Origin of the sequence: Kitasatospora purpeofusca, from assembly GCF_042691725.1 — a bacterium.
GTDB classification, from domain to species: domain Bacteria; phylum Actinomycetota; class Actinomycetes; order Streptomycetales; family Streptomycetaceae; genus Kitasatospora; species Kitasatospora purpeofusca_B.
In genome coordinates this window covers 4108918-4134024 of sequence record NZ_CP170483.1, presented here as the reverse complement: position 1 = coordinate 4134024, position 25107 = coordinate 4108918, and the positions used below count along the sequence as shown (strand labels likewise).

Genomic DNA, 25107 nt, shown 5'->3' with positions numbered 1-25107 from the left:
CTACGGGCGCCTTATGTCCGATGCGTGCTACTAAAGGACTATTCAGTCCGACCGGGTGGCCGGATTCTGCGCGTCCGTTCCGGCGGCGGCCCGGCTGCGCGCGATGGCGTCCTGGCGGGCCCGGCAGTACCAGAGTCCGATCAGCCCGAGTCCGCCGCCGGCCAGGCAGATCCACGGCCAGCTGCCGTGGCCGTGGTCGGAGAGGGTGCCCCAGAACGGGAGCAGGGCCACGAACGCCACGAACCAGAGCACCGTGCCGCCGCCGACGATCGCGACGTCGTTGGCCTCCAGCGGCGGGGGCGAGGGGTGCAATGGCGTCTTGGGCATGGGCCCTAGGGTACGGTGCGGCCGCACGTCCGATCGATTCTGTGCGGGGACTGTCCGCGCCTTTCGCAGGTTTTACAGGGGTTATTCGTTCTACGCGCGAAGATAGCGTACGAGCGATCGAGGAACCCATACTTGTCTCTCCGGTCGGTCGCGGCATGCTCAGGACATCGTGCTTCGTGCCCGTCCCACCGGGTCGCCCGGCCACCGTCGTTCCCGGGCGGGTCCCCCTCTCCTCCGCCCCCCACAGAGGACGCAGCATGCCCGTGGCCCAGCCGACCACCGAGTCGCCCGAGCCCGCCCAGCCCGACGCGCCGAAGCCCCCGTTCGGCACGCTGGACCGCTACTTCCGGATCAGCGAGCGCGGCTCGACCCTGCCGCGCGAGATCCGCGGCGGCGTCGCCACCTTCTTCACCATGGCGTACATCCTGGTGCTGAACCCGATCATCCTGGCCAGCGCCACGGACATGACCGGCGCCCACCTGGACAGCGCCCAGCTGGTCACCGCGACCGCGCTCACCGCCGGCCTGACCACGCTGCTGATGGGTGTCATCGGCAACGTCCCGATCGGCCTGGCCGCCGGCCTCGGCGTCAACACCATCGTCGCCCTCCAGCTCGCACCCAAGATGACCTGGCCGGACGCCATGGGCATGGTCGTGCTGGCCGGCTTCGCGATCATGCTCCTGGTCGCCACCGGCCTGCGCGAGCGGGTCATGAGCGCCGTCCCGCTCGGCCTGCGCAAGGCCATCGCGATCGGCATCGGCCTGTTCATCACCCTGGTCGGCCTGGTCGACTCCGGCTTCGTCAGCCGCATCCCCGACGCCGCGCACACCACCGTCCCGCTCCAGCTCGGCACCGGCGGCCACCTGCTCGGCTGGCCCGTGCTGGTCTTCGTGCTCGGCGTGCTGCTGACCCTCGTCCTGCTGGTCCGCAAGGTCCCCGGCGCGATCCTGGTCTCCATCGCCGTGATGACCGCCCTCGCCGTGGTGATCGACAAGATCGCCGACATCCCCGCCCTCAACTGGGGCCTGACCGTCCCGACCTGGCCGGGCAACCCGGTCGCCGCCCCCGACTTCGGCCTGGTCGGCAAGGCCAGCCTGTTCGGCGGCTTCGAGAAGGTCGGCGTCCTCACCGGCGTGCTCTTCGTCTTCACCGTCCTGATGTCCTGCTTCTTCGACGCGATGGGCACCATCCTCGGCGTCGCCGACGAGGCCCACCTGCTCGACGAGAAGGGCGACCTGCCCGGGATCAACAAGGTCCTGATGATCGACGGCATCGCCACCGCGGCGGGCGGCGCCACCTCTTCCTCCGCCAACACCTGCTTCGTCGAGTCCACCGCCGGCGTCGGCGAGGGCGCCCGCACCGGCTTCGCCTCCATCGTCACCGGCGGCCTCTTCGTGGTGGCCCTCTTCCTCACCCCCCTCGCCACCATGGTCCCCGCCCAGGCCGCCACCCCGGCCCTGGTCACCGTCGGCTTCCTGATCCTCGCCAACTCCGTGCGGGACATCGACTGGGCCGACTACACCATCGCGATCCCGGCCTTCCTGACCATCGTGATGATGCCGTTCACCTACTCGATCACCAACGGCATCGGCTTCGGCTTCATCACCTTCTGCATCCTCCGCCTCGCCACCGGCCGCGGCCGCGAGGTCCCGATCCCGATGTACGCGGTCGCCGGCGTCTTCGCCTTCTACTACCTGATGCCGGCCCTCGGCCTGCTCTGACGGTCTTCGGCACACCTGCGGCCCCGCGCTCCGCCCGGAGCGCGGGGCCGTTTGGCGCGCCGTCAGTGGACGCAGAACTCGTTGCCCTCGGGGTCCTGCATGATCGTCCAGGAGCCGCCGGGTTCGGCGACCTCGCGGAGGGGGGTGGCGCCGAGGGCTTCGAGGCGGGTGACGGTGGTGGCGCGGGCGGCGGGGCCGGGGTGGAGGTCGAGGTGGAGGCGGTTCTTGCCCTGCTTCGGCTCGGGGACGCGCTGGAAGAGGACGCGGCGGCCGAGCCCGGTGCCGGAGGCGGGGTCGTACGGGTCCTCCGGGTGGCGGACGGCGGCGAGGGTCTGCCAGGCGTGGCGGCCGTCGACCTCGATCACCAGGTCCGGGGTGACCGCGCCGGCCGAGAGCAGGCCGGCGATCAGGGTGCTGTGGTCCTCGACGGTGTAGTCGAGGGCGGCGGCCCAGAAGGCGGCCTGGCGGTGCGGGTCGGCGGCGTCGATGACGAGCTTCCAGTGCATGGGCATGTAACCGGTTATAGGGGTTGCGGATGGGCGGGGGCAAGAGGAGATGTCAAGGGGGCGCCGGTGTAGGGGAGTTGACCGGGGGCATACTCCGGGCTGAGACGGGGGAGGGGAGCGGTTCGATGGTGAGACAGGATCCGCCCGCGGGGGTCGAGGCGCAGTTGCTGCCGGAGCTGTTCCGGACGGCCGACGAGGCGTCGCTGTCGGGGCAGCAGCAGACGCTGCGCTGGTACCGGGGGCTCATCTCGATGCTGGTGGTCGCGGCGGCGGTCGGTTCGCTGCCCGGGCCGGCCGACAAGGGGGACGCCGACATCACGCCGCTGTTCTCGGTGGTGGCGCTGCTGGTGGCCGGGTACTTCTGGTCGCGGCTGCGCCGCAGCAACCCGCAGGCGCGGTGGTACGAGGCGCGGGCGGCGGCCGAGTCGGTGAAGACGCTGGCCTGGAAGTACTCGGTGCGGGCCCGGCCGTTCGAGGGGGACGCGGAGTCGGCGGACGTCGACCGCGGCTACCTGTTGCAGGTGGAGGACGTGCTGCGGGCGTTCGAGGACCCGGCGATCGTGCCGCCGGGGTCGGTCGCCGAGATCACCCCGGAGATGCGCCGGGTGCGGGCGGAGTCGCTGACCTCGCGGCGGACGCTCTACCTGCGCACCCGGGTGGAGGGGCAGCGGACGTGGTACCGCTCGCGCGCCGAGTCCTGCGAGTCGCAGGCGGTCACCTGGGGGCTGGCGGTGGCGGCGCTGATCATCGTGGGCGCGGCGGCGGCCGTCGCGCAGGCGACCGGGGCGTTGCAGGTGCACGTGTTCGGGGCCACCTCGGCGGCGGCCGCGGCGGTGATCGCCTGGACGCAGCTGAAGCAGCTGCGCCCGCTGGCGGCCGCGTACCAGTTGGCGGCGCGGGAGTTGGAGAACGTCGGCAACCAGCTGTCGGACCTCGAGACGCGGACGCCGGACGCCGAGCAGCGCTGGGCCCGGCTGGCCGCCGAGGCGGAGGACGCGGTGTCGCGCGAGCACACCACCTGGCGGGCGCGGCGGGCCTTCCCGCGCTGACCCGCCCCGCCCCGACCCCCGACCCGCGCCGGCGGGCCCGCCGTTCAGGCGTCCAGGGGGGCTAGGCCGAACGGGTGGCCGGCCGGGTCGATCAGCACCTTGAGCGCGCGGCCGTGCTGGTGGGTGGGCTCGGTCGCCCCCAGGGCCAGGGCGCGGGCGGTCGCCTCCTCCAGGTCGTCGACGTAGAAGTCCAGGTGGAAGTGCTTGCCGCCGTCCGGCTCGGTCCACGGCTCCGGCCGGTATCCGCTGACCCGGCCGAAGCCGAGCGGGCTGCCGCCCTCCGGGTTGTCCAGGATCGCGAACCGCTCGTCCACGTGCCGGGTCTCCCATCCGAGCAGCGCGCCGTAGAAGGCGGCCAGTGCGACCGGGTCGGCGCAGTCGATGGTGACCATGGCGAGCCGGGCGAAGCCGGTGTCGTTCTGCTCGGCCGGGCCGACCGTGGTGGCCTGCTCGGCGGCGACGTCGGTCATGTCTGGTCGGCCCTTCTGCTGAGCGGTGGTGCGGCGCCAGGGCCCGCGTGGACCGGGTCCCACGACCAGCATCGCACCGGGAGTCACGGAGGGCACGGCCAGCCGGACGGGTGAGGTGGCACGATGGGCGCCGAGGACAGGGGCCCGGAGCGGCGGGCCGGGCGACCGGACGGGACGGACGACTGGTGCTGGTGGGGATTGACTGGCCCGTGCTGGTCGAACGGGCCGCGCCGGGCGACCTGCTGCGGCTGCGCCCCGACGCGGCGGCACGGATCTGGCCGGAGGGCGACGGTGCGCGCTTCGTGACCGAGGTCGGGATCCCGTACTCCAACGGGCTCTTCCGCATCCTGGAGGAGTTCGCGGACCGGGATCCGGCGAGCCCGGGGACGGCTTTCGAGACCTGGCCGGACACCGCACCGGTCGACACCCCGCACGGGCGCCTGCAGCCGCTGGGCGTGCTCTTCCAGGCGACCGTGTACGCGCACCTCGGCGACGGGACGATCTGGGTGTCCGACCCGGATTCCGAGATCGAGTACGAGCTGGTCCACGGCGACGTCTCCTCGCTGAGCTACCTCGTCTACAAGTTCGAGGTCGAGCGGCCCGGCCCGGACGAGCGGCCGGATCCCCGGGACTGGGCCGAGGTGGAGGAGATCGTCCGCGAGGGCATGGAGCGGTGGGACGCGCTGCCGTTCAGGAGCGGGTTCTGGGCGATGTTCCTCGACACCTGGGCCACCCTGTGAGCGGGGGCCGGCGGGCGCCGGTGCCGATCGGCCGCACCCGGCGCTGAACCCCCGGTGGAGCCGGGGCGCGGACGGTCGTAATCCAATTTTCTTTAGCCAGAGTAATGACGTAGGCTAAAGAACATGCCCGAGATGTCCGAGCAGGACCTCGCAGCCATCAGTCAGCTGCGATCGTCCGCCATGCGCCTCTCCCGTCGACTGCGCCACCAGCGGGTCGAGGAGTCGCTCAGCCCTACCGAGATCGGGGTGCTGGGCACCCTCGCACGGTGCGGGAAGGCCACGCCGGGCGAGCTCGCCCGGAAGGAGCACGTGCAGCCGCCCTCGATGACCAGGATCGTCGCGATGCTGGAGGAGAAGGGCCTGGTGCGGCGCGAACCGCACCCGGAGGACCGCCGGCAGGTGGTCGTCAGCAGTACCGAGCAGGCCGAGGCGATCCTGGCGGAGTCCCGCCGGCGCCGCAACGCCTGGCTCGCCGAGCTCGCCGAGGGGCTCGACGAGGAGGAGTGGGCGAAGCTCCGCGAGGCGGCGCCCGTGCTCTACAAGCTCGCACACCTCTAGGCACGGCGAATCCGGTAGCCGCCGGAGGACGAAGGAGGACCGCATCACCGCAGGACCGATGACAGACACCAGGAGCGCGACGGCCCCGCCACGGGCCGTCGCGCCGCGAGGGGAGACCACTGTGACACCGCCGGCCGCAGCCAGCGCCGCCGCCACCCGTACCCGGACCGACGAGCAGGCCACCGATCCCGCCGCGGCGAGCGCCGCGGCCGCCGACGCCCAGGCACCCGCCCCGACGGGGCTGCCCGGCAACGGCGACGACGACCCCGACGAACGCACCGCGGCGGACGATCCCGCCGCTCCCGGCCGCACCCGCGCGGCCCACCCGTCTCCCACCGGTGCCGACTTCACCCGGCCGGGAGGGATGTTCTCCTCACTGCGCGTTCGCAACTACCGCTACTACTTCGCCGGCCAGGTGGTGTCCAACACCGGTACCTGGATGCAGCGCATCGCCCAGGACTGGCTGGTCCTGAGCCTCACCGGCAGCCCGCTCGCGGTCGGCATCACCACCGCCATGCAGTTCCTGCCGATGCTGCTGTTCGGCCTGTTCGGCGGGGTGCTCGCCGACCGGATGCCCAAGCGCCGGCTGCTGATCGCCACCCAGGGGGCGATGGGCCTGCTCGCCGCCGGCCTCGCCCTGCTGACCGTCGGCGGCGTGGTGACCCCGTCCTACGTGTACGTGTTCGCGTTCCTGCTCGGCCTGGTCACGGTGGTCGACAACCCGACCCGGCAGGCCTTCGTCTCCGAGATGGTCGGCCCGAAGGACCTCGCCAACGCGGTCAGCCTGAACGCCGCCAACTTCCAGACCGCCCGGCTGGTCGGCCCCGCCGTCGCGGGCCTGCTGATCGCCGCGGTCGGCAGCGGCTGGGCGTTCGCGCTGAACGCGCTGTCGTTCGCCGCCGTGATCGGCGGGCTGCTCGCGATGCGGGAGGGCGAACTGCGCCCGACCGCGCCGATCGCCCGCGAGAAGGGGCAGTTGCGGGAGGGGCTGCGGTACGTCAGGGAGCGGCCCGAGCTGTTCTGGCCGCTGGTGCTGGCCGGCTTCATCGGCACCTTCGGCTTCAACTTCCCGACGCTGCTGGCAGGCTTCGCCTCCGACACCTTCCACGTCGGCGCCGGGCAGTACGGCCTGCTGAACACCGCGATGGCGGTCGGCTCGCTGACCGGCGCGCTGATCGCGGCCCGCCGGGGCGTGCCGCGACTGCGCGGACTCGTCGGCGCCGCCCTCGGGTTCGGCGCGCTGGAGGTGGTGGCGGCGTTCGCGCCCGGCTACTGGACCTTCGCGCTGCTGCTCACCCTCGTCGGGGTGTTCGGGCTGAGCTTCAACACCTCGGTCAACGCCTCGCTCCAGCTGGCCACCGAGCCCGCGATGCGCGGCCGGGTGATGGGCCTGCTGATGCTGGTCTTCACCGGCGGAACGCCGATCGGCGCGCCGATCGTGGGCTGGGTCACCGCCTCGTACGGGCCCCGGGTGGGGCTGCTGGCCTGCGGCCTGGTCTCGGCGGCGGCGGCCGGCGTGGTCGGCCTGGTGCTGGCCCGCAGTGCCGAGCTGCGGCTGCGGCTGGACCTGCACCCGGGCCGCGGCGGCCGGGTGGTGGCGCTGGTGCCGCGCCCGGCGGCGGGCGCCAAGCCGGAGCTGGCCACGGCCTGCTGACGTCCGGGCGGCCCAGGGAACGCCGTCGGGGCGCTCCCTGGGCCGCCGGCCGGTCAGAGCCGGATCGCCAGGATCTGGCCCGGCCAGGGGCCGGCCGGCTGCTCGACCTCGAAGGACTCGGTCTCGCCGAAGCCGAGCGCCCGGTACTGGCCGACCAGCTTGCGGTCGTCACCGCCGAAGCAGTCCACCCGCAGCAGGCCGATGCCGCGCCGGCGGGCCTCGTCGAGGGCGTCGGCGATCAGCGCCGCGCCGATCCCGGAGCCCTTGCGGCTGCGGTCGGTCACCAGGTTGCGGATGTAGAGCTCGGGCTCGTCCACCGGGGTGGCGTACTCGGGGCGCTCCTCGGACAGGACGCAGGAGCCGACGGTCCGCCCCTCGGCGTCGACCGCGAGCCGGATCAGGAACGGTTCGGCGCCGTACCTGCCGATGTGCTCGACGCGGGTGGCGGAGCCGCTGAACGAGTGCGCGCCCCACTGGCGGGTGCGGCCCTGGGCGGCCAGCCAGGCCACCGCGCCGTCGAGCAGGGACAGGATGTCGGGGATGTCCTCGGGGCCCCCGTTGCGGATCTTCATGGAAAACCGTTCTAGTCCAAACCGTCGCGCGCGGGAAGATGGCCTCATGAGGCTCTTCGTGGCGGTGCTGCCTCCGGTGGAGGCGTTGCAGGGCTTGGCCGACGCGGTGGCCCCGGTGCGCGGGCTGCCGGGGGCGGACCGGCTGCGCTGGACGGCGGTCGACGCCTGGCACCTGACCCTGGCCTTCCTCGGCGAGGTGCCGGCCGCACGGGTGCCGGAGCTGGAGGCCGCGCTGGCGGAGGTCGCCGAGGGGCACCCGGCGCACACCCTGCGGCTGGCCGGCGGCGGACGGTTCGGCGACCGGGTGCTCTGGGCCGGGGTGGCGGGGCAGGACTGGGCGCTGCGCCGGCTCGCCGAGGCGGTGTACGGGGCCACCGCGGAGGTGGCCGGCGAGACGGACGCCTTCAGCTTCCATCCGCACCTGACGCTGGCCCGGGCCGGCTCCTCGCGCGGCCGGCGGCGGGCGGAGCAGCGGACGGCGGCCGCCGCGCTGGACGCCCTGGTGCGGGAGCTGGAGGGCTACCGGGGTCCGCAGTGGGAGGCCGCCGAGCTGCACCTGATGCGCAGCGCGCGGGACGGCGGCTCCGTCCGCCACACCTCGCTGTGCTCCTGGCCGCTGGCCCGCTGGGAGGCCCGGCCGGAGTAGCGGGGCGGCCGGATCGCCAACCTCGGCGTCCGGGCGCGAACGGCCGGGGGTACGCTCGTTGACCGTGGATCCCAAGACTCGAATGCGAATCGTGACCGGAGCGCTGGTGCTGCTGCTGGTCGTCGTGCTGGTCAGCTCGCTGGTCAACCGGTAAGGGCCGGAGACGGAAGGAAGGGCCACCGCCCGGAGGCGGTGGCCCTTCCCGTGTGTCCGCGGGGTCCGGTCAGAGGTGCTCGACCACGTAGTCGACGCAGGCCGTGAGGGCCTCGACGTCGGCCGGGTCGATCGCCGGGAACATCGCGACGCGCAGCTGGTTGCGGCCCAGCTTGCGGTACGGCTCGGTGTCGACGATGCCGTTGGCGCGCAGCGCCTTGGCGACGGCGGCGGCGTCCACCGCGTCGTCGAAGTCGATCGTGCCGACGACCTGCGAGCGCTCGGCCGGGTTCGCCACGAACGGGTTGGCGAACGAGGACTTCTCGGCCCAGCCGTACAGCCGGGACGAGGAATCAGCCGTACGGGCGACGGCCCAGTCGAGTCCGCCGTTGCCGTTCAGCCACTCCAGCTGGTCGGCCAGCAGGAACAGGGTGGCGATCGACGGGGTGTTGTACGTCTGGTCCTTCGACGAGTTGTCGATGGCCGTCGGCAGGTCGAAGAACGGCGGGATGTACCGGCCGGAGCCGGCGATCTCGGCGGCGCGCTCCAGCGCGGCCGGGGAGAACGACGCCAGCCACAGGCCGCCCTCGGAGGCGAAGGACTTCTGCGGGGCGAAGTAGTAGACGTCGGTCTCGGCGATGTCCACCGGCAGGCCGCCGGCGCCCGAGGTGGCGTCCACCAGGACCAGCGAGCCCTCGTCGCCGCCGGCCGGGCGGGCGATCGGCATCGCGACGCCGGTGGAGGTCTCGTTGTGGGTGAGCGCGTAGACGTCGACGCCGGCCTCGGCGACCGGCAGCGGGTGGGTGCCCGGGGCGGTCTTGATCACGCTCGGCTCGGCCAGCCAGGGCGCGGCCTTGACGGAGGAGGCGAACTTGGAGGAGAACTCGCCGAAGTCGAGGTGCTGGGACTTCTCCCGTACCAGGCCGAAGGCCGCGATGTCCCAGAAGGCGGTGGACCCGCCGTTGCCGAGCACCACCTGGTACCCCTCGGGGAGGGAGAACAGGCTGCTCACGCCCTCGCGCACGCGCTTGACCAGGTTCTTCACCGGGGCCTGGCGGTGCGAGGTGCCGAGCAGGGAGGTCTCGGTCGCGGCGAGGGCACTCAGGGCCTCGGGGCGCACCTTGGACGGGCCGCAGCCGAAACGGCCGTCGGCGGGCTTGATGTCAGCGGGGATCTGGATCTGAGCCACGGGGCGCAGCCTACCCGCCGGGACGGCCGGCATCGACGGCGGTCCGCCCGCTGAGATGCCGCCGACCGGCCCGCGAGCTGCGGAAACAGCGGGTCCGGTTCACATGTCGGACCCGCTGCTCCCGCGGAGTGTGCGGTGACCTGCGGAGGTCGGGCGGGTCAGCGCGCGATGGCGTCGTAGCCCTCGATGTCGCGCGGGCTGCGCGGGCCGGGGCCGATGTAGCGCGCGGCGGGGCGCACGAGCCGGCCCGTGCGCTTCTGCTCCAGGATGTGCGCCGACCAGCCCGCCGTCCGGGCGCAGGTGAACATCGAGGTGAACATGTGCGCCGGGACCTCGGCGAAGTCCAGCATGATGGCGGCCCAGAACTCGACGTTGGTGGCGAGCACGCGGTCGGGGCGGCGGTTGTGCAGCTCCTCCAGCGCGGCCTTCTCCAGCGCCTCGGCGACCTCGAAGCGCGGCGCGCCGAGCTCCTTGGCGGTGCGGCGCAGCACCCGGGCGCGCGGGTCCTCGGCGCGGTAGACGCGGTGGCCGAAGCCCATCAGGCGCTCGCCCTTGTCCAGCGCGTTCTTGACCCAGGTGGTGGCGTCGCCGGTGCGCTCGATCTCCTCGATCATGCCGAGCACGCGGGACGGCGCGCCGCCGTGCAGCGGGCCGGACATCGCGCCGACCGCGCCGGAGAGGGCGGCCGCGACGTCGGCGCCGGTGGAGGCGATGACCCGGGCGGTGAACGTCGAGGCGTTCATGCCGTGCTCGGCGGCGGAGGTCCAGTAGGCGTCGATGGCCTTGACGTGCTTGGGGTCCGGCTCGCCGCGCCAGCGGATCATGAACCGCTCGACGACGGTCTCGGCCTTGTCGATCTCGCTCTGCGGGACCATCGGCAGGCCCTGGCCGCGGGCGGACTGGGCGACGTAGGAGAGTGCCATGACGGCGGCCCGGGCGAGGTCGTCGCGGGCCTGCTCGGCGTCGATGTCCAGCAGCGGCTTGAGGCCCCAGACCGGGGCGAGCATGGCGAGGGCCGACTGCACGTCGACCCGGATGTCGCCGGAGTGGACCGGGATCGGGAAGGGTTCGGCGGCGGGCAGGCCGGGGTTGAACTTGCCGTCGACCAGCAGGCCCCAGACGTGGCCGAAGGAGACATTGCCGACCAGGTCGTCGATGTCGACGCCCCGGTACCGCAGAGCGCCGCCTTCACGGTCGGGTTCGGCGATCTCGCTCTCGAACGCGACGACACCTTCGAGCCCGGGTACGAAGTCGGACATGCACGGCTCCTTCAGTTCTGCGATCGGCGCGCCGCCGTGGTGGGGAGGCTCGCCTCTGACCGAATGGTGGTTGGCACTCGGTGCCAGGGTGACAGGCACGGGGTGCATTGCGCCATACACCACGGTGGTGATGTTTTCCCGGCGCCCGCTTGACTTTTCGCTCGACGACCGGCCGTCCCCGGCGGATCTCCGGAACCAAGGGTGCGGTTGCGGACAAATCACCGTACGACGGACGGCCGTACGGTGGCGAGTCACCTTATCTCCCACCGGGGTTTGTCCGGAGGTAGCGGTGCCGGTTGCTTGTCGTACGGGATGATGTTGACGTGCAGACCCCGGACCGCGCCCAGTCGACGCCCCTGACCCCCGCCACCCGGATCCTGGCCGACGAGGCCCGCCCCGGACCGGACCTCACCGTGATGCGCAAGCACTACGCGCACGAGGGCCTGGCCGAGGGGCAGCTCGCCGCCGATCCGATCGGCCAGTTCACCCGGTGGTTCCACGAGGCGGACGAGGCGGGGGTGGTGGAGCCCAACGCGATGGTGCTCTCCACCGCCGACGCCGGGGGACGGCCGAGCGCGCGCACCGTGCTGCTCAAGGCGTTCGACGCCCGCGGCCTCGTCTTCTTCACCAACTACGGCTCCCGCAAGGGCACCGAGCTGGCCGCCAACCCGCACGCGGCGCTGCTCTTCCCGTGGATCGCGCTGGCCCGCCAGGTGATCGTCCAGGGCCGGGTGGAGAAGGTCGGCCGGGACGAGACCGCCGCCTACTTCCGCACCCGCCCGCACGGCTCCCAGCTGGGCGCCTGGGCCAGCGAGCAGTCCAGCCCGGTCGCCTCGCGCGAGGTGCTGGAGCAGCGCTACGCGGCGCTGGAGCGGCGCTACCCGGAGGGCGAGGGGGTGCCGGTGCCGCCGTTCTGGGGCGGGTACCGGGTGGTGCCGGAGAGTGTGGAGTTCTGGCAGGGGCGGGAGAACCGGCTGCACGACCGGCTGCGGTACGTCGCCGAGCCGGCCGCCCCGACGGGCTGGCGGGTGGAGCGGCTCTGCCCGTGAGGCGGGGGCGGCGCTGCCCGTGAGGCGGGCGGGGTTCTGCCCGCGGGGCCGGCGCCGTGCTGCCCGGGACCGCCCCGGGAAGGACGCGGCGCCGCCCCGGGCAGGACGCGGGGCCGCCCGCCGGGGCGCCCGGGGCACTGCCCGCGCTCCCCGCCCGCACGCCCCCGACCAGGGCTGTCGAGCCGCCGGGCCGCACTTGTGACGACGTCGCGACAACTTCCTCCGCTCGTCGGCTGACCCGCCGTCACCACGCCAGTAAGGTGAAGACGTTCACCGGGTCGGTGGGGGGTTGTTGGGTGCGGCCGTACTTCTTCTTCAGCTACGCGCGGCGGGACCATCTGGACGGCGGCGCCTTCGTCGACCAGTTCTTCACCGACCTGCGGGACGAACTCGCGCGGATCGAGCCCGAGGCCGGACCGGGCGAGCTGGCCTACCGCGACACCGAGCGGCTGCGGGTCGGCGACGACTGGGAGCGGCAGCTGTCCCTGATGGTCGGGGCCAGCCGCACCATGGTCGCGCTCTACTCGCCCGCCTACTTCGCCAGCGACTACTGCGGCAAGGAGTGGACCGCCTTCGACCTCCGGACGCGGCACCACGAGGAGCGGACCGGCGAGAGCGTCCCGGCCCTCATCCCCGTCCTGTGGGAGCCGCCGCCCGAGGACCTGCCCGTCGAGGTGCGGCGGATCCAGTACGTCCAGGACGACTTCGGCGCGGAGTACGCCACCGGCGGGCTGCGCCACCTGCTGCGCACCGACCCGCACGGCACGGCCTACCGGCTGGTGGTGCGGGTGATCGCCGAGCGGGTGCGGGAGGCCGCCGCCTGGCGGGTCGCCGAGCAGCGGGACCTCGACCTCGGGCGGGTGGACGGCTGCTTCCCGGTACCGGAGATCGCCGTCCCCGCCGGGCGCAGCAGCCTGGTCCGGCTCTTCGTGGCCGCCCGCTGGGCCGGGGACCGGGCGGCCGCCGCGGCCGCGGCGAACGGCGACCGCGTCCCGGCGCAGCGCTCCGGGACCCCGGCCGCGGGGACGGACGGCGCGGGTGGTTCCGACGAGCGGTACCGCGGCGGCTGGTACGGGCCGCACCCCCGGGACTGGGCGCCCTACCACCCGCCGCGGCTGCCCTCGCTGGCGGTCCAGGCCCAGCAGGTGATCACCCGGGCCGGGCACAGCACCAGTCTGGAGACGGTCGGCGCCGACCTCGCCGACGCGCTCGACCGGGCCCGGGAGAACAACGAGGTCAGCGTCCTGCTGGTGGACCCGTGGGCGGCCGGCCGGGAGCCCTACCGGCAGGCGCTGCGCGACTTCGACCGGCAGAACCACCCGGTCACCGCCGTCCTGCTGCCCGACGGCTCCGACGACCCGCCGCCCGGTCCGGCGCGCGCCCGGCTCTGGGAGGGGGTGCGCGAGGTGTTCGCGCGCACCTGGTTGCACCGGTCCGGGCCCGAGCCGCTCTTTCGCATCCACGTCCGGCGGGAACGCTTCGAGCGCGAGCTCATGTCGACGGTCACCGTGGCCCAGAACAGACTGCTGGACCAGATCGACGACGACCCGGTGACGGCCCGCGCCCAGTTCGGGCTCGGCCCCGACCCGCGGCCGATGCCCGGGCTCACCATCCCGGCCTGGCCGCCGCCCGCCGCGTCGCGCCCGCCGGAGCCGCCGGAGCCACCGGCCCAGGCGGGACCACCCCTGCCGCGCCCGGGGAACACCCCGGGCAACGGAGCCGCCCCGGGGGCACGGGCGGTCCTGCGCGAGGAGACCGTGCCCCCGGCCACCCGGGCGCCCAGAGAAGGAGAAGCGGACCGATGAGCCCCGAGCACGCCGCCCTCGCGGACCACGGGTCCGCCGCCCTGGCGCCCCCCGACACCGGCACCGTCGTCACCTTCTACTCGTTCAAGGGCGGCACCGGCCGCACCATGGCGCTCGCCAACCTGGGCTGGATCCTGGCCAGCCAGGGCCTGCGCGTCCTGGTGGTGGACTGGGACCTGGAGGCCCCGGGCCTGCACCGCTACTACCACCCGCTGCTGGTGGACCCCGAGCTCCACGCCACCGACGGCCTGATCGACATGCTCCGGGCCTACGTCGACGAGGCGCTGCCCGGCCCCGACCGCCCCGGCCCCGGCCCGGCCCCCCGGGACTGGCTGGCCGCCCCCGGCCGGCTGGAGCAGTACCTGTGCGGCCTGGCGCTCGACCTCCCGGAGGGCGGCCGGCTCGACCTGATGCCGGCCGGCCGGCAGAACGCCGCCTACTCGGCCGCCGTCACCAGCTTCAACTGGCGCAGCTTCTACACCCGCGCCGACATCCGCGGCGCGGAGTTCCTCTACGCGCTGCGCGAGCAGTGGACCAGCAGCTACGACTACGTGCTGATCGACAGCCGCACCGGCGTCAGTGACACCTCCGGCATCTGCACCGTGCTGATGCCCGACACCGTCGTGGACTGCTTCACCCTCGGCGCCCAGAGCATCCGCGGCGGCGTCGACGCGGCCCGCGCCATCGTCGACGCCGACGAGCGCGAGATCCGGGTGCTGCCCGTCCCGATGCGGGTCGAGGACGCCGAACGCGCCGGTCTGGCGGCCGGCCGGGACCTCGCCCACGACGCCTTCGACCCCTACCTGGGCCGCTGGCTCGGCCCCGAGCGCCGCGCGGCGTACTGGCGCGACGTCGAGGTGCCGTACAAGCCGTTCTACGCCTACGAGGAGGTGCCGGCCACCATCGTCGACCGGCCGCAGCAGGGCCGCACCCTGCTCGCCGCCTTCGAACGGCTGGCCGACTGGCTCACCGAGGGCCGGGTCCGCGAGCTGCGCGCCGTCCCCGACCAGGCCCGCCGCCAGTTGTACGCGGCCTACCTGCGCAAGGGCCGCACCCGCTCCCGCCAGGTGTACGTCAGCTACGCGCCCAGGGACCGGGTCTGGGCCGAGTGGATCGCCGGGACCCTGCGCGGCTTCGGCTACCTCGCCACCCTGCACAGCGCCGCCGTCCCGCTCGACCCCGGCCCGCCGCAGTCCGGCGCGCTGCCCGAGGCCGCCGGGCCGCTGGACGGCGACGGCCGGCTGCTCGCCCTGCTCACCGCCGACTACGCCGCGCTGCCGCGCGCCCGGGAGATCTGGCGCCGGCTGACCACCCAGGACCCGGTGGGCGACTCCGGCGGCCTGCTCGCGGTGCGGATCGGCGCGCCGGAGCAGCCGGAGCCGTCCCAGTTCGCCGGGCACCGGGCGCTGGACCTGTCGACCGGCTCCGCCGAGCAGGCCGAGGCGCAGCTGTTCGAGCTGATCGGCCCGCCGCCCGGCGCCGGGCGCTGGATGGACTCCGGCGAGTTCACCCTCGCGCGGCTGCCGCGCTTCCCCGACGGCCGCCCCACCGTCCAGGAACTGCCGCCCCGGCTGCCCACCTTCACCGGCCGGATGCGGCTGCTGGAGGCCGTCCGCGACGGTTTCACCGCGGGCGCCGACGGGGCGCCGGTCCAGGTGCTCTACGGCATCGGCGGGGTCGGCAAGTCGCAGGCCGCGATCGAGTACGCGCACCGTTTCGCGGCCGGCTACGACGTGCTCTGGTGGGTGCCTGCCCAGCAGCCCGCGGTGATCCCGCAGAAGCTCGCCGAACTCGCCCCCGGCCTCGGCCTGGAGACCGACGGCGACGTCACCCGCACCGCGCGCGCGGTGCTGGACGCGCTCGGCAGCGGCCGGCCCTACCGCCGCTGGCTGCTGCTCTTCGACAACGCCGAGGACCCGGAGCTGCTGGATCCCTGGCTGCCCGCCGCCGGGCCGGAGGGCCACGTCCTGGTCACCTCGCGCGACCGGCGCTGGGCCCGGCGGCCCGGCCGCACCGAGGTCGAGGTGTTCGACCGGGCGGAGAGCGTCGAACTCGTCCGGCACTTCAACACCGGTGTCGAGCGGGCCGACGCGGAACGGATCGCCGAACTCCTCGGCGACCTGCCGCTCGCCGTCGGCCAGGCCGCCGCGTGGCTGCAGGAGACGCCGATGCCGGCGGCCACCTACGCCGACCTGCTCGACGAGACGCTCACCGACATCCTCGACCGCTCGGTCCGTTCCGGCGACGGCTCGGGTTCCGGCTCGGGTTCCGGTTCCGGCGATGGCTCCGGCGACGGCTCCGGCCGCAGTCGGGCCGCCGAGGAGGGTCCCAACGCCACCGCCACGGCCGCCACCTGGCGGATCGCCGGCTCCGACCTGCGCCGGATCAACGCCCCGGCCGCCCGGTTGCTGGAGATCTGCGGCTTCCTCGGTCCGGACGCCATCCCGATCGGGCTGTTGTACAGCCCCCCGGTGATCGACGCGATCGGGCTGCCGTCGGGCACCTCCGACCACCGGCTCGCCATCGGCGACATCCTGCGGACCGTCAACCAGTTCAACCTCGCCCGCTACGACCAGGCCGCCGGGACCCTGGTGGTCCACCGGATCGTCCAGGCGCTGCTGCGCGAACAGGTCGGCGAGGCCGACCGGGAACGGGTCCGCGGCGTGGCCCACCGGGCCCTGGCCCTCGCCGACCCCGGTGACCCCGACGCCCCGCACGATTGGCCCAGGTACGCCGAACTGCTGCCCCACCTGCGTCCGTCCGGCGCGGACGAGTCCACCGACCCGGCGGTCCGGCAGTGGATCGTCAACTCGGTCCGCTACCTGTGGCAGCGCAGCCTGCACGACGCGGGCCGCGAGCTGGCCGAACGCGTCCTCGCCCGCTGGCGGGAGGCCGGATCGCTGGGCACCGCGCCCGACGTCAAGGTGCAGCTGCTGCGGGTCCAGCTCGGCAACATCCAGCGCACCCAGGGCCTGGTCCGGGAGGCGTACGCGACCGACCGGGACGCGTTCGAGCGGCTGACCGCGCTGCTGGGGCGGGATCACCAGGAGACCGTCCCGGCCGCGATGAGCCTCGGCGGGGACCTGCGCCACCTGGGCCGCTACCGCGAGGCCCGGGAGCTGGACGAGGGGACGCTGGCCGTCGCGCGCCGGGTGCTGGGACCGGACAGTCGGCGCAGTCTCATGGCGGAGAACAACCTGGCCGTCTCGATCATGCTGGCGGGAGACTTCGCCGGGTCGCTGGCAATCCACGAGGCGCTCTACCACCGGAAGTTGGAGGTGTTCGGCAAGCGCAGCCCGTACACGATCCTCGGGGGCGTCGTCTTCGGCCTGGCGCTGTGCGAGACGGGACGGCTGGAGGAAGCGCTGTCCCGGTTGGACAAGGCTGTGCGCCGCAGTCGGCAGGCGCTCGGCGAGGACCACGACGAGACCCTGCGCGCCCGTCGCTACCGCTGTGCCGTTCTGCGCCGGCTCGGCCGGCTGCCGGAAGCCCTGGGCGACATCGAGGACGTCCACCGGCGACTGACGGAGCGCTACGGTGCGGACCACCCGGGGACGGCCGCCGCCGCCGGGAGCCTGTCCGCCACGCTCAGCGCGCTCGGGGACACCGCCCAGGCGGTGGAACTCGCCGAGGAGTCGTACCTCTACTGTCGCGACCACCTCGGTGCCGGTCATCCCATGGAGCGCGTCGCGGCGGGCAACTTCGCCGTGGCGCTCCGTCGGGCCGGTCGGCTCGAGGAACCGCGGGCACTCTCCGGCAAGGTGCTGGACGACCTGACCGGGCTGCTGGGCGAGCACCATCCGTATGTCGGGATCGCTCGGCTCAACCGGGCCAACGACCTGGCGCGCGCCGGCCGGTCCGCCGAGGCCCTGTCGCTCGCGGAGGCGGCCGTCGAGCTGCTCACCGAGCGGTTCGACGCCGATCACCCGGACGTCCTGGCGGCGACCGCGAACCTCGCCCTGGCGCTCGTCGCGGCCGACGAGCCCGCGCGGGCGGCGGAGCTCCGGGTGCGGACGCTGATGCGGGCACGGATGCTCCCGCACCTGGGGGACGGACACCCGCTCACCGAGGCGATCCGGATGGGGGAGTGGTTGGACATCGAGACGGAGCCGCCCCTGGTGTGACGCAGTACGACGGACATCGGCCGGGAGGGAACGGACGACATGGAACCGGACATCGTGGTGGATCGGGACGAGCCGCGCGGCGCCGCCGAGCGGCCCGCTCTGGCGGACCTGGCGAAGGCCGACGCGGGTGAGCTGGCCAGGCGGCTCGAACTGGCCTTGCCGGGCGCGGGGGCCAGACCGGTCGCGTTTTTCAATTCTGGCATCTGACAATACGGTTGGCAGACGGCCCATCCTGGAAATGTGCCGTTATGACGCCTCCTTTGCCGCCGCTCACGCAGGTCGTCCTGAAGGTCCACAGCCGGTGCGACCTCGCCTGCGACCACTGCTACGTCTACGAGCACGCCGACACCGGCTGGCGCTCCCGGCCGCGGGTCATCGGGGACGCCGCGGTGGCCAGGGCCGCCGAGCGGATCGGGGAGCACGCCGCCGCGCACGGGCTGACCGCCGTGCGCGTCGTCCTGCACGGGGGTGAGCCGCTGATGGCCGGGCCGGCGGTGATCCGGCGGGTGGCGCGGGCGCTGCGGGCCGCGCTGCCCGAGGTCTGCGAACTCGACCTGCGGGTGCACACCAACGGGGTCCGACTGAGCCCGGCGTACTGCGAGCTGTTCGACGAACTCGGCATCCGGGTCGGCCTCTCGCTGGACGGCGGCCGGGCCGCCAACGACCGCCACCGCCGCTTCGCGGACGGCCGCTCCAGCCACCCGCAGGTGCTGCGCGCCGTCGGACTGCTGCGCGAGCCCCGGTTCCGGCACCTGTACGCGGGGCTGCTCTGCACCGTCGACGTGGCGAACGACCCGGTGGCCGTGTACCGGGCGCTCGCCGAACTGGAGCCGCCCGCCGTCGACTTCCTGCTCCCGCACGCCACCTGGGAGCGGCCGCCGCAGCGGCCCGCCGGGGCGGGCGCGACGCCGTACGCCCACTGGCTGCTGGCCGTCCACCGGCGGTGGGAGGCGGACGGCCGCCCGTTCGCCGTCCGCACCTTCGACTCGGTGCACCGCACCCTGTCGGGGCTGCCCGGCCTGGGCGAGGCGCTCGGGCTGGAACCGGTGGACCTGGTGGTGCTGGAGACGGACGGGACGTACGAGCAGGCCGACAGCCTGCGGACGGCGTACGACGGCGCCCCCGCCACCGGGATGGACGTCTTCCGGCACAGCCTCGACGACGTCGCCCGGCACCCGGGGACGGCCGCCCGCCAGACGGGCCTGGCCGGGCTGAACGCCACCTGCCGGGCCTGCCCGGTGGTGCGCTCCTGCGGCGGGGGCCTGTACGCGCACCGCTACCGGGACGGCTCGTTCGATCATCCGTCGGTGTACTGCGCGGACCTGCGGGCGCTGATCGACGGCCTGGCCGCCCGCGCCGGGGCCGTACGGCGCCCAGCTCCGCCGGTGGACGTCGCCGGGCCGGAGCTCAGCGATTCACAACTGGGCGAACTGGCAATGGGGTTGGGCGGGCCGCAGACGGTCCGTGCGCTGGCCCGCTCGCAACTCGCCCTCACCCGGGCGATGCTGGCCGCCGTGCACGGCTCCTCGGGGCTGACCGGCTCGGCCGCGTGGGATCTGCTCGCCGACCTCGATGCGGCCGAACCCGGCGCCTTGGACGCGGTGTTGGCCCATCCGTACGTCCGGTCCTGGGCCGCGCGGCGGCTGAGCGGCGACCCGGGCGCGGGGCTCGGCACGCTGGCCGAACTGGCCGCCGCGGCGGCCGTCCTGGCGGGGCGCGGGGACACGGTGGCGGTGCCGGTCCGCGAGGGCGTGCTGCACCTGCCGACCCTCGGCCGGCTGGTGCTCGGCGGGGGCGCGCGGGAGGCGCTGGTCACCGGCGGGCGGACCGGCTGGACGGCGCGCACCGACGACGGCGCGCTCACCGGACCGGGTGACCCGCGCTGGCAGCCGGTGCGGCGGATCGGACTGGCGGGAGGGCGCGTGCTCGCGCTGGAGGACGTGGACCCCCAGCGCGCCGCCCACCGCTGGCCGGTCGCGGACCGGCTGGGCGCCGCCGAGTACGCCCGCTGGGCACGGGACCTGGCGGAGGCCGCCGACCTGCTCGACCGCGACCTGCCCGAGTACGCGGCCGGCCTGTGGGCCGGCCTGACCACCGTCACCCCGCTGCGGCCGGGGCCCGACGGGAGGGACGTCAGCTCGGCGGCACGGCAGGCCTTCGGCGCCGTCGGCATCGCCCGGCCCCGCACCGCGCCGGGCCTCGCGCTGCTGCTGGCACACGAGTTCCAGCACGTGAAACTGGGCGCGGTGCTCGACCGCTGGGAGCTGTACGACCGCGGCGACACCCGGCTGTTCGAGGCGTTCGACCTCTCCCCGCGCCCGATCGGCTCCCTCTTCCAGGCGGTCTACGCCCACCTCGCGGTGACCGCCTTCTGGGGCACCCGCGCCCTTGCGGACGAGTCCGCGCAGGCCCGCTTCACCCACTGGCGCGCCCTGACCGACGAGGCCGTGGACCTGCTGGCCACCAGCGGCGCCCTGACCCCACTCGGCCACCGCTTCGCCACCGGGGCCCGCGACTCGGTCGACCCCTGGCTCAAGGCCACGGTGTGAGACTCCGGGCGCGGTGGTGGACCTGGTGACGGCGGGCAGCCGATGGCCAGGTGTTGAGGTGGTCGTCTGCGGGTGGGCGGACCACGAGGCGTTCGGCACCGGCGGAAGCGGCCGGTGTGCCACTCTGGCCGGACACCCGCACCGGCGGCCCGGTGGCGGGCGTCGGCGAGAGCATGAAGGTTCCTCGGAAGGTCGGGTGCGATGGGCGTCACGCTGGGCGTGGTTGTGCTGACGATGGGGAACCGGCCCGCGGAGCTGACGGCGCTGCTGGCATCGGTGCGGGCCCAGGAGGGCGGCGACAGCGGTGTTCGGACCGTCGTGCTCGGGCAGGGCGTGAAGTTGCCGGAGCTGCCGGAGTGGGTGGACGCGGTGGAGCTGCCGGAGAACCTCGGCATCCCCGGCGGCCGCAACGCCGGCGTCGAGCGGCTGCGCGAGCTGGGTGGCACGGACGTGCTGGTCGTCCTGGACGACGACGGGCTGCTGCCCCGCACCGACACCTTCCGGCTGATCCGGGAGGCCTTCGAGCAGGACTCCGAGCTGGGCATCGTCTCGTTCCGGATCGCGGATGAGACCGGGTTCACCCAGCGCCGCCACGTGCCCCGCTTCGGCGCGAGCGATCCGCTGCGGTCCGGTCCGGTCACGACGTTCCTGGGCGGCGGGCACGCGATCCGCATGGGCGTGATCGACCGGGTCGGCCTGTTCCCCGCCGAGTTCTTCTACGCGCACGAGGAGACCGACTTCGCCTGGCGTGCGCTGGATGCGGGCCGGCGGATCGACTACCGCGCCGACCTGGTGCTGCAGCACCCCCGCACCGACCCGGCCCGTCACGCCGCCTACTTCCGGATGACGGCCCGCAACCGGGTGTGGCTGGCGAAGCGCCACCTGCCCGCTCCCCTGGTGCCGGTCTACCTCACCTCCTGGGCGCTGTACACGCTGGCCCGCCGGCCGCCGCTCACCGGGCTCAAGGCGTGGTGGTCCGGGTTCTTCGAGGGCGTCCGGGTGCCATGCCCGCCGCGGCGGCCGATGCGGTGGTCCACGGTGTGGCGGATGACGCGGCTGGGCCGGCCGCCGGTGATCTGACAACGGCCCGTGCCGTCGCAGGCCCGGGCCAACAGATCCGGGGCGCGCGGGTCCCCGTCGTAGGTGCCATTGATGGCACCCGCCCCCTCGCTCGGCCCCGGCGAGGGGGCGGAGCGTAGATTCGGCCCATGAACGAGCTGCCCCCGGTCCTGGTCACCCGCCGTCTCGCGCCCGGTGTCGTCGAACGGCTCACCGCGAACCTCCCGGCCACCGTGCACGACTCCGACCTGCCGATGGCGCGCGCCGACCTGCTGGCCGCCGTTCGCGGGCGCCGGGCGCTGATCACCACCCTGGACGACCGGGTGGACGCGGAACTCCTCGACGCGGCCGGCCCCGGCCTCGACATCGTCGCCAACCACGCCGTGGGCCACCACAACATCGACCTGGCCGCCTGTGCCGAGCGCGGCATCCCGGTCACCAACACCCCCGGCGTGCTGACCGCCGCCACCGCCGACATGGCCTGGGCCCTGCTGCTGGCCGCCGCCCGACGCCTCGGCGAGGGCGAGCGGCTGCTCCGCTCCGGCGGGACCTGGGCCTGGGCGCCCAACTTCCTGCTCGGCCTGGAACTGACCGGCACCCCGCTCGGCGTGCTCGGCATGGGCCGGATCGGTCAGGCGGTGGCCCGCCGGGCACGCGGCTTCGACATGCCGGTCCGCTACCACAACCGCACCCCGCTCCCGCCCGAGCAGGCCGACGGCGCCGAGTGGCTGCCGCTGGAGCAGCTGCTCTCCACCTCCCCCGTGCTGGTCGTCACCTGCCCGCTGAGCGCGGCCACCCGCCACCTGCTGGACGCCCGCCGGCTCGCCCTGCTGCCGCCCGGCGCGGTGGTGGTCTCGATGACCGCCGGGGTCGTCGACGAGGAGGCGCTCGCCGCCGCCCTGGAATCCGGCGCGCTGTTCGCCGCGGCCGTGGACAACTTCGAGCACGAGCCCGCCGTCCCCTCCGCCCTGCTCGCGCAGGACCGCGCCGTCCTCGCCCCCCACCTGGGCAGCGCCACCGTCCGCACCCGCCAGGCGATGGGCGACCTCGCCGTCGACAACGTCCTCGCCGTCCTCGCGGGCAAGGACCCGGTCACCCCGGTGGGCCGCTGACACCTGCCGCCCGTGCGAAAGCAGGCCAGGGACGCCATTCCTCGCGGTAGTCCGGGTGTTCGGCGTAGGACTGTGCGAGGACGCGCAGAGCGTGGGCGAGCCCGGTGGAACGGGGGTCCGAGGGATCCATGGCCGCGTGGTCCCGCGCCAGCGTGTCGATCAGGTCGAGCATGGGCAGGTGGCTGTCGAGGAGCGCCTCGCCTCCGAAGACGTGAGCCACGTAGGCATAGGCGTGGTCGTCCTCCGCGTTGCGCGTGCGGAGGAAGCGCAGAAGGTCGTCCACGGGCTCATCCTCACCTGCCGTCGGCGGCCCGTACGAGGCATCCGCACGGAAGAGCCGGTTCAGGAGTCGCGGTCGGCGGGCCCGTTGACCTCGCGGCGGGCCTGCCAGGTGGTGTGCTCGCGGGAGACGGCGTCCTCGGCGTCGCGGGAGAAGCGGGCCCAGAGTTCCTCGGCGTCGGGGGAGCCGACGTCGAGGTGGGCCAGCTGGGCGCGTATCTGGGCCAGTTCGTCGGCGGCCAGGCCGTAGGCGGCGGCGAGCGGGCGGTACTGGCGCAGCTGGGCCCAGGCGGTGACCGAGGCGGCCACCGCGGAGACGGCGCCGAGCGCGTCGAAGGTGAACTCGCCCATCGCCCGCAGCACCGCGAGCACCAGGCCGAGCAGCGGCAGCCCGACGCCCGCCACCCCGGTCCAGAACCCGGCGCGGGCGCAGGAGCGGGCCTTGGAGCGGTACCAGTCGTGCTGCACCTGGATGCGTTCGCGCAGGTAGACGTCCCGGCGGACGGCCAACGGCTGGTCGCGCAGGCCGCGCATCGCGGCGGTGATCCGGCTCTCCGCGGGCCGGCCGGCCAGGCCGGGGCCGACCGCGCGGCTGCCCCGGAAGGCGTGCAACACCCGGCCCAGCTGGAGGCCGTACAGGCCCTCGGCGTCCGGCAGCGGACGCGGGGGCGGCTGGACGGCGTCGGCGCGGACGGCGAACTTCCAGGCGAGGGTCTTCACCGACTCGGCGGCGGCCCGGCCCTCGTACCAGAGGCCCTGCGGGTTCTGCCGGCTGGTCACGGCCGAGAGGCCGATCGCGCCGAGGTAGGCGACGGCGGCGAGCCAGGCCCACGGCGTGCCGTCGGCGGAGCCGGCCGTGGCGGCCGCGACCAGCAGCACCAGCTCGGTGGCGGAGAGCCGCACCGTCCGCCGCTGCCCCTGCTGGGAGGCCGAGTCGGCCGCCCAGAAGAGCTCCGGCAGCAGCTCGCGCTCCCGCACCCGGTCCATCCCGCCCGCACCCGACGTCATTCCGTTCCCCCCACTCGCAGCTCCACCGCCCCGGCGGTACTTGCCCGGCCCGGAGGCCCGGTACGCCTCGGGCCGCTCGGGTGGGGTGGTTCGGACGGGGCTGCGGGACGGGGCTGCGGGGCGGTGCCGCGGTGGCGCGGGGCGACGGAGGCGCGCGGGCCGGTGCCGGGGCGCGCCGTCCCGGGCGCACTCCAGCTCGCCGACGGCCGGCCGACAGGGCGGGCGTCCACGCCGGTCGGCCGGCCGGCGTAGGCCGCCTGGTGCCGACGGCCCCGCCCCCGTACGGCGAACTGCCCGGCGCGATCAGAAGGTGTAGAAGACCCGGTCCGCGTTGTCGGCCATCTGCTTGGCGTTCCACTCGGTGCCGCCGGGCACGTTGCCGGAGCGGAACAGCGGCGGGGTGGCGCCGGTGCCGGCGAGTGCGGCGTCCGCGAGCCGTTCCACCGCGGTGGCGACCACGGCCTGCATCAGCGCGCTGGTGACGATGGTGGAGACCGGGCCGAAGGTGGTCTCGGCGCCGGGGTGGGTCAGCTCGCCGTCACCGACCGCGATCTTGTTGTCCAGGACGACGTCGCAGTGGTCCTTGAGGTAGGTGCCGGAGGGGTGGCCGGAGGCGACCTCGCCGGGGTAGGCGAGCGAGGTCAGCCCGACCACCTTCATGCCCCGGCCGCGGGCGTGCTGGGCCAGCTCGACCGGCATCACCTGGCGGCCGGAGAGCGAGATGAGGAACAGCAGGTCACCGCTGGTGGCGGGGGTGAGGTCCAGGGTGGCGGTGGCCAGGCCGGAGACCCGCTCCAGGGCGCTGGACAGCGGCGCCGGCCTCACCGTGACCCCGGCCATGCCGGGGACTTCCAGCAGGTTGATCGGGACCAGCCCGCCGGCCCGGTAGACCACGTCCTGGGCGGCCAGCGAGGAGTGGCCGGCGCCGAAGGTGAAGATCCGGCGCCCCTCGGTGATCGCCTCGGCGAGCAGGGCGGCGGCCGCCTCGATGTTCTCGGCCTCCTCGGTGCGGACCCGCTGGAGGTGGGCGATCGCGGCGTCGAAGTACCGGCCGACCAGCTCGCTCATCTGCTGCCTTCGCTCTCTGCCGGTGGGGGCCGGCCGGGTGGGGGAAGCGGTCGCGGTGGTCCGGACCACTGGTGGTGAAAGCTATGGCGAGCACCGTGCTGCCTGATCGGCGCCGCTGTCAACAGGCACGAAATGCCGCCCCGCGCCCTGCGGCGGGCCCGGTAGTCGGTGCGGTAGGTCAGAATTGGCGATGAGGACACCGAGGAACGG

The 25107-nt window shown here is 74.3% G+C and carries 22 protein-coding genes; 13 read left to right on the top strand and 9 right to left on the bottom strand.

Annotated features, from left to right (window positions below):
- Positions 1–42 precede the first annotated feature (42 nt).
- Entirely contained in the window at positions 43–327 is a 285-nt protein-coding gene (locus ACFCLZ_RS17405; RefSeq protein ID WP_380285815.1) for a DUF2530 domain-containing protein, read from the bottom strand.
- Between the two features lie 257 nt (positions 328–584).
- Between ACFCLZ_RS17405 and ACFCLZ_RS17400 the strand changes: the two genes are divergently transcribed.
- On the top strand, positions 585–2048 hold the full coding sequence (locus ACFCLZ_RS17400) for an NCS2 family permease (protein WP_380285814.1): 1464 nt from the start codon (positions 585–587) through the stop codon (positions 2046–2048).
- Positions 2049–2110: 62 nt separating this feature from the next.
- Here ACFCLZ_RS17400 and ACFCLZ_RS17395 read toward each other — a convergent pair whose 3' ends face one another.
- The gene (locus ACFCLZ_RS17395; protein ID WP_380286199.1) at positions 2111–2554 is read right to left on the bottom strand and encodes a VOC family protein; all 444 of its coding nucleotides are present in this window, start codon (positions 2552–2554) and stop codon (positions 2111–2113) included.
- Between the two features lie 125 nt (positions 2555–2679).
- Between ACFCLZ_RS17395 and ACFCLZ_RS17390 the strand changes: the two genes are divergently transcribed.
- A complete protein-coding gene (locus ACFCLZ_RS17390; protein WP_380285813.1) occupies positions 2680–3603 on the top strand; it encodes a DUF4231 domain-containing protein in 924 nt (307 codons plus the stop codon).
- 44 nt (positions 3604–3647) lie between these two features.
- Here the strand turns inward: ACFCLZ_RS17390 and ACFCLZ_RS17385 are convergent, their stop codons facing one another.
- Positions 3648–4073, bottom strand: a complete 426-nt coding sequence (locus ACFCLZ_RS17385; protein ID WP_380285812.1) for a VOC family protein — start codon at positions 4071–4073, stop codon at positions 3648–3650.
- 185 nt (positions 4074–4258) lie between these two features.
- On the opposite strand from ACFCLZ_RS17385, the gene ACFCLZ_RS17380 reads away from it, so the two are divergent.
- From ACFCLZ_RS17380 to ACFCLZ_RS17370, 3 genes are all read left to right on the top strand, one after another.
- Entirely contained in the window at positions 4259–4813 is a 555-nt protein-coding gene (locus ACFCLZ_RS17380; protein ID WP_380285811.1) for an SUKH-4 family immunity protein, read from the top strand.
- Between the two features lie 123 nt (positions 4814–4936).
- Positions 4937–5371 carry a MarR family transcriptional regulator gene (locus tag ACFCLZ_RS17375; RefSeq protein ID WP_355359938.1) on the top strand — a complete coding sequence of 145 codons (435 nt, stop codon included), beginning with the start codon at positions 4937–4939 and terminating at the stop codon, positions 5369–5371.
- A 121-nt stretch (positions 5372–5492) separates the two neighbouring features.
- Complete coding sequence (locus ACFCLZ_RS17370; RefSeq protein WP_380285810.1) at positions 5493–7025, top strand: MFS transporter; 1533 nt, start codon at positions 5493–5495, stop codon at positions 7023–7025.
- A gap of 53 nt (positions 7026–7078) precedes the next feature.
- On the opposite strand, the gene ACFCLZ_RS17365 is transcribed toward ACFCLZ_RS17370, so the two are convergent.
- The gene (locus tag ACFCLZ_RS17365) at positions 7079–7597 is read right to left on the bottom strand and encodes a GNAT family N-acetyltransferase (protein WP_380285809.1); all 519 of its coding nucleotides are present in this window, start codon (positions 7595–7597) and stop codon (positions 7079–7081) included.
- Between the two features lie 46 nt (positions 7598–7643).
- Between ACFCLZ_RS17365 and thpR the strand changes: the two genes are divergently transcribed.
- Entirely contained in the window at positions 7644–8243 is a 600-nt protein-coding gene (gene thpR / locus ACFCLZ_RS17360; RefSeq protein WP_380285808.1) for an RNA 2',3'-cyclic phosphodiesterase, read from the top strand.
- Between the two features lie 223 nt (positions 8244–8466).
- On the opposite strand, the gene serC is transcribed toward thpR, so the two are convergent.
- Complete coding sequence (serC, locus tag ACFCLZ_RS17355) at positions 8467–9585, bottom strand: phosphoserine transaminase (protein WP_380285807.1); 1119 nt, start codon at positions 9583–9585, stop codon at positions 8467–8469.
- 158 nt (positions 9586–9743) lie between these two features.
- Positions 9744–10844, bottom strand: coding sequence for a citrate synthase 2 (locus ACFCLZ_RS17350; protein WP_350541341.1), 1101 nt, complete (start codon positions 10842–10844; stop codon positions 9744–9746).
- A 416-nt stretch (positions 10845–11260) separates the two neighbouring features.
- Here ACFCLZ_RS17350 and pdxH point away from each other — a divergent pair, with 416 nt between their 5' ends.
- The 7 genes from pdxH to ACFCLZ_RS17315 all read left to right on the top strand — a co-directional run bounded on the left by pdxH (position 11261) and on the right by ACFCLZ_RS17315 (position 22542).
- A complete protein-coding gene (gene pdxH / locus ACFCLZ_RS17345) occupies positions 11261–11893 on the top strand; it encodes a pyridoxamine 5'-phosphate oxidase (protein WP_380286198.1) in 633 nt (210 codons plus the stop codon).
- 296 nt (positions 11894–12189) lie between these two features.
- Complete coding sequence (locus ACFCLZ_RS17340; RefSeq protein ID WP_380285806.1) at positions 12190–13698, top strand: TIR-like protein FxsC; 1509 nt, start codon at positions 12190–12192, stop codon at positions 13696–13698.
- Positions 13695–17822: an FxSxx-COOH system tetratricopeptide repeat protein gene (fxsT, locus tag ACFCLZ_RS17335; RefSeq protein WP_380285805.1), complete on the top strand. Its 4128-nt coding sequence runs from the start codon at positions 13695–13697 to the stop codon at positions 17820–17822. The genes ACFCLZ_RS17340 and fxsT overlap by 4 nt, the downstream gene beginning before the upstream one ends.
- 39 nt (positions 17823–17861) lie before the next feature.
- Positions 17862–18029 carry a hypothetical protein gene (locus ACFCLZ_RS17330; RefSeq protein ID WP_380285804.1) on the top strand — a complete coding sequence of 56 codons (168 nt, stop codon included), beginning with the start codon at positions 17862–17864 and terminating at the stop codon, positions 18027–18029.
- Between the two features lie 41 nt (positions 18030–18070).
- Positions 18071–20371, top strand: coding sequence for an FxsB family cyclophane-forming radical SAM/SPASM peptide maturase (locus ACFCLZ_RS17325; RefSeq protein WP_380285803.1), 2301 nt, complete (start codon positions 18071–18073; stop codon positions 20369–20371).
- Positions 20372–20572: 201 nt separating this feature from the next.
- Positions 20573–21451 (top strand): glycosyltransferase family 2 protein, encoded by an 879-nt coding sequence (locus tag ACFCLZ_RS17320; protein WP_380285802.1) that lies wholly within the window; start codon positions 20573–20575, stop codon positions 21449–21451.
- A gap of 128 nt (positions 21452–21579) precedes the next feature.
- Positions 21580–22542: a 2-hydroxyacid dehydrogenase gene (locus ACFCLZ_RS17315; RefSeq protein ID WP_380285801.1), complete on the top strand. Its 963-nt coding sequence runs from the start codon at positions 21580–21582 to the stop codon at positions 22540–22542.
- On the opposite strand, the gene ACFCLZ_RS17310 is transcribed toward ACFCLZ_RS17315, so the two are convergent.
- The 3 genes from ACFCLZ_RS17310 to ACFCLZ_RS17300 form a co-directional block, all read right to left on the bottom strand.
- Positions 22523–22825, bottom strand: a complete 303-nt coding sequence (locus tag ACFCLZ_RS17310) for a DUF6221 family protein (RefSeq protein WP_380285800.1) — start codon at positions 22823–22825, stop codon at positions 22523–22525. The genes ACFCLZ_RS17315 and ACFCLZ_RS17310 overlap by 20 nt on opposite strands.
- A 59-nt stretch (positions 22826–22884) precedes the next feature.
- Positions 22885–23829, bottom strand: coding sequence for a DUF4231 domain-containing protein (locus ACFCLZ_RS17305; RefSeq protein WP_380285799.1), 945 nt, complete (start codon positions 23827–23829; stop codon positions 22885–22887).
- Positions 23830–24132: 303 nt separating this feature from the next.
- On the bottom strand, positions 24133–24897 hold the full coding sequence (locus ACFCLZ_RS17300) for an SIS domain-containing protein (protein WP_380285798.1): 765 nt from the start codon (positions 24895–24897) through the stop codon (positions 24133–24135).
- Positions 24898–25107: the final 210 nt, after the last annotated feature.

What these genes read in the sequence shown, in the direction of transcription:
- ACFCLZ_RS17405 (WP_380285815.1), bottom strand. Translation starts at nt 327, where the DNA reads ATGCCCAAGACGCCATTGCACCCCTCGCCCCCGCCGCTGGAGGCCAAC.
- ACFCLZ_RS17400 (WP_380285814.1), top strand. Translation starts at nt 585, where the DNA reads ATGCCCGTGGCCCAGCCGACCACCGAGTCGCCCGAGCCCGCCCAGCCC.
- ACFCLZ_RS17395 (WP_380286199.1), bottom strand. Translation starts at nt 2,554, where the DNA reads ATGCACTGGAAGCTCGTCATCGACGCCGCCGACCCGCACCGCCAGGCC.
- ACFCLZ_RS17390 (WP_380285813.1), top strand. Translation starts at nt 2,680, where the DNA reads ATGGTGAGACAGGATCCGCCCGCGGGGGTCGAGGCGCAGTTGCTGCCG.
- ACFCLZ_RS17385 (WP_380285812.1), bottom strand. Translation starts at nt 4,073, where the DNA reads ATGACCGACGTCGCCGCCGAGCAGGCCACCACGGTCGGCCCGGCCGAG.
- ACFCLZ_RS17375 (WP_355359938.1), top strand. Translation starts at nt 4,937, where the DNA reads ATGCCCGAGATGTCCGAGCAGGACCTCGCAGCCATCAGTCAGCTGCGA.
- ACFCLZ_RS17365 (WP_380285809.1), bottom strand. Translation starts at nt 7,597, where the DNA reads ATGAAGATCCGCAACGGGGGCCCCGAGGACATCCCCGACATCCTGTCC.
- thpR (WP_380285808.1), top strand. Translation starts at nt 7,644, where the DNA reads ATGAGGCTCTTCGTGGCGGTGCTGCCTCCGGTGGAGGCGTTGCAGGGC.
- ACFCLZ_RS17350 (WP_350541341.1), bottom strand. Translation starts at nt 10,844, where the DNA reads ATGTCCGACTTCGTACCCGGGCTCGAAGGTGTCGTCGCGTTCGAGAGC.
- pdxH (WP_380286198.1), top strand. Translation starts at nt 11,261, where the DNA reads ATGCGCAAGCACTACGCGCACGAGGGCCTGGCCGAGGGGCAGCTCGCC.
- fxsT (WP_380285805.1), top strand. Translation starts at nt 13,695, where the DNA reads ATGAGCCCCGAGCACGCCGCCCTCGCGGACCACGGGTCCGCCGCCCTG.
- ACFCLZ_RS17330 (WP_380285804.1), top strand. Translation starts at nt 17,862, where the DNA reads ATGGAACCGGACATCGTGGTGGATCGGGACGAGCCGCGCGGCGCCGCC.
- ACFCLZ_RS17325 (WP_380285803.1), top strand. Translation starts at nt 18,071, where the DNA reads ATGACGCCTCCTTTGCCGCCGCTCACGCAGGTCGTCCTGAAGGTCCAC.
- ACFCLZ_RS17320 (WP_380285802.1), top strand. Translation starts at nt 20,573, where the DNA reads ATGGGCGTCACGCTGGGCGTGGTTGTGCTGACGATGGGGAACCGGCCC.
- ACFCLZ_RS17315 (WP_380285801.1), top strand. Translation starts at nt 21,580, where the DNA reads ATGAACGAGCTGCCCCCGGTCCTGGTCACCCGCCGTCTCGCGCCCGGT.
- ACFCLZ_RS17305 (WP_380285799.1), bottom strand. Translation starts at nt 23,829, where the DNA reads ATGACGTCGGGTGCGGGCGGGATGGACCGGGTGCGGGAGCGCGAGCTG.
- ACFCLZ_RS17300 (WP_380285798.1), bottom strand. Translation starts at nt 24,897, where the DNA reads ATGAGCGAGCTGGTCGGCCGGTACTTCGACGCCGCGATCGCCCACCTC.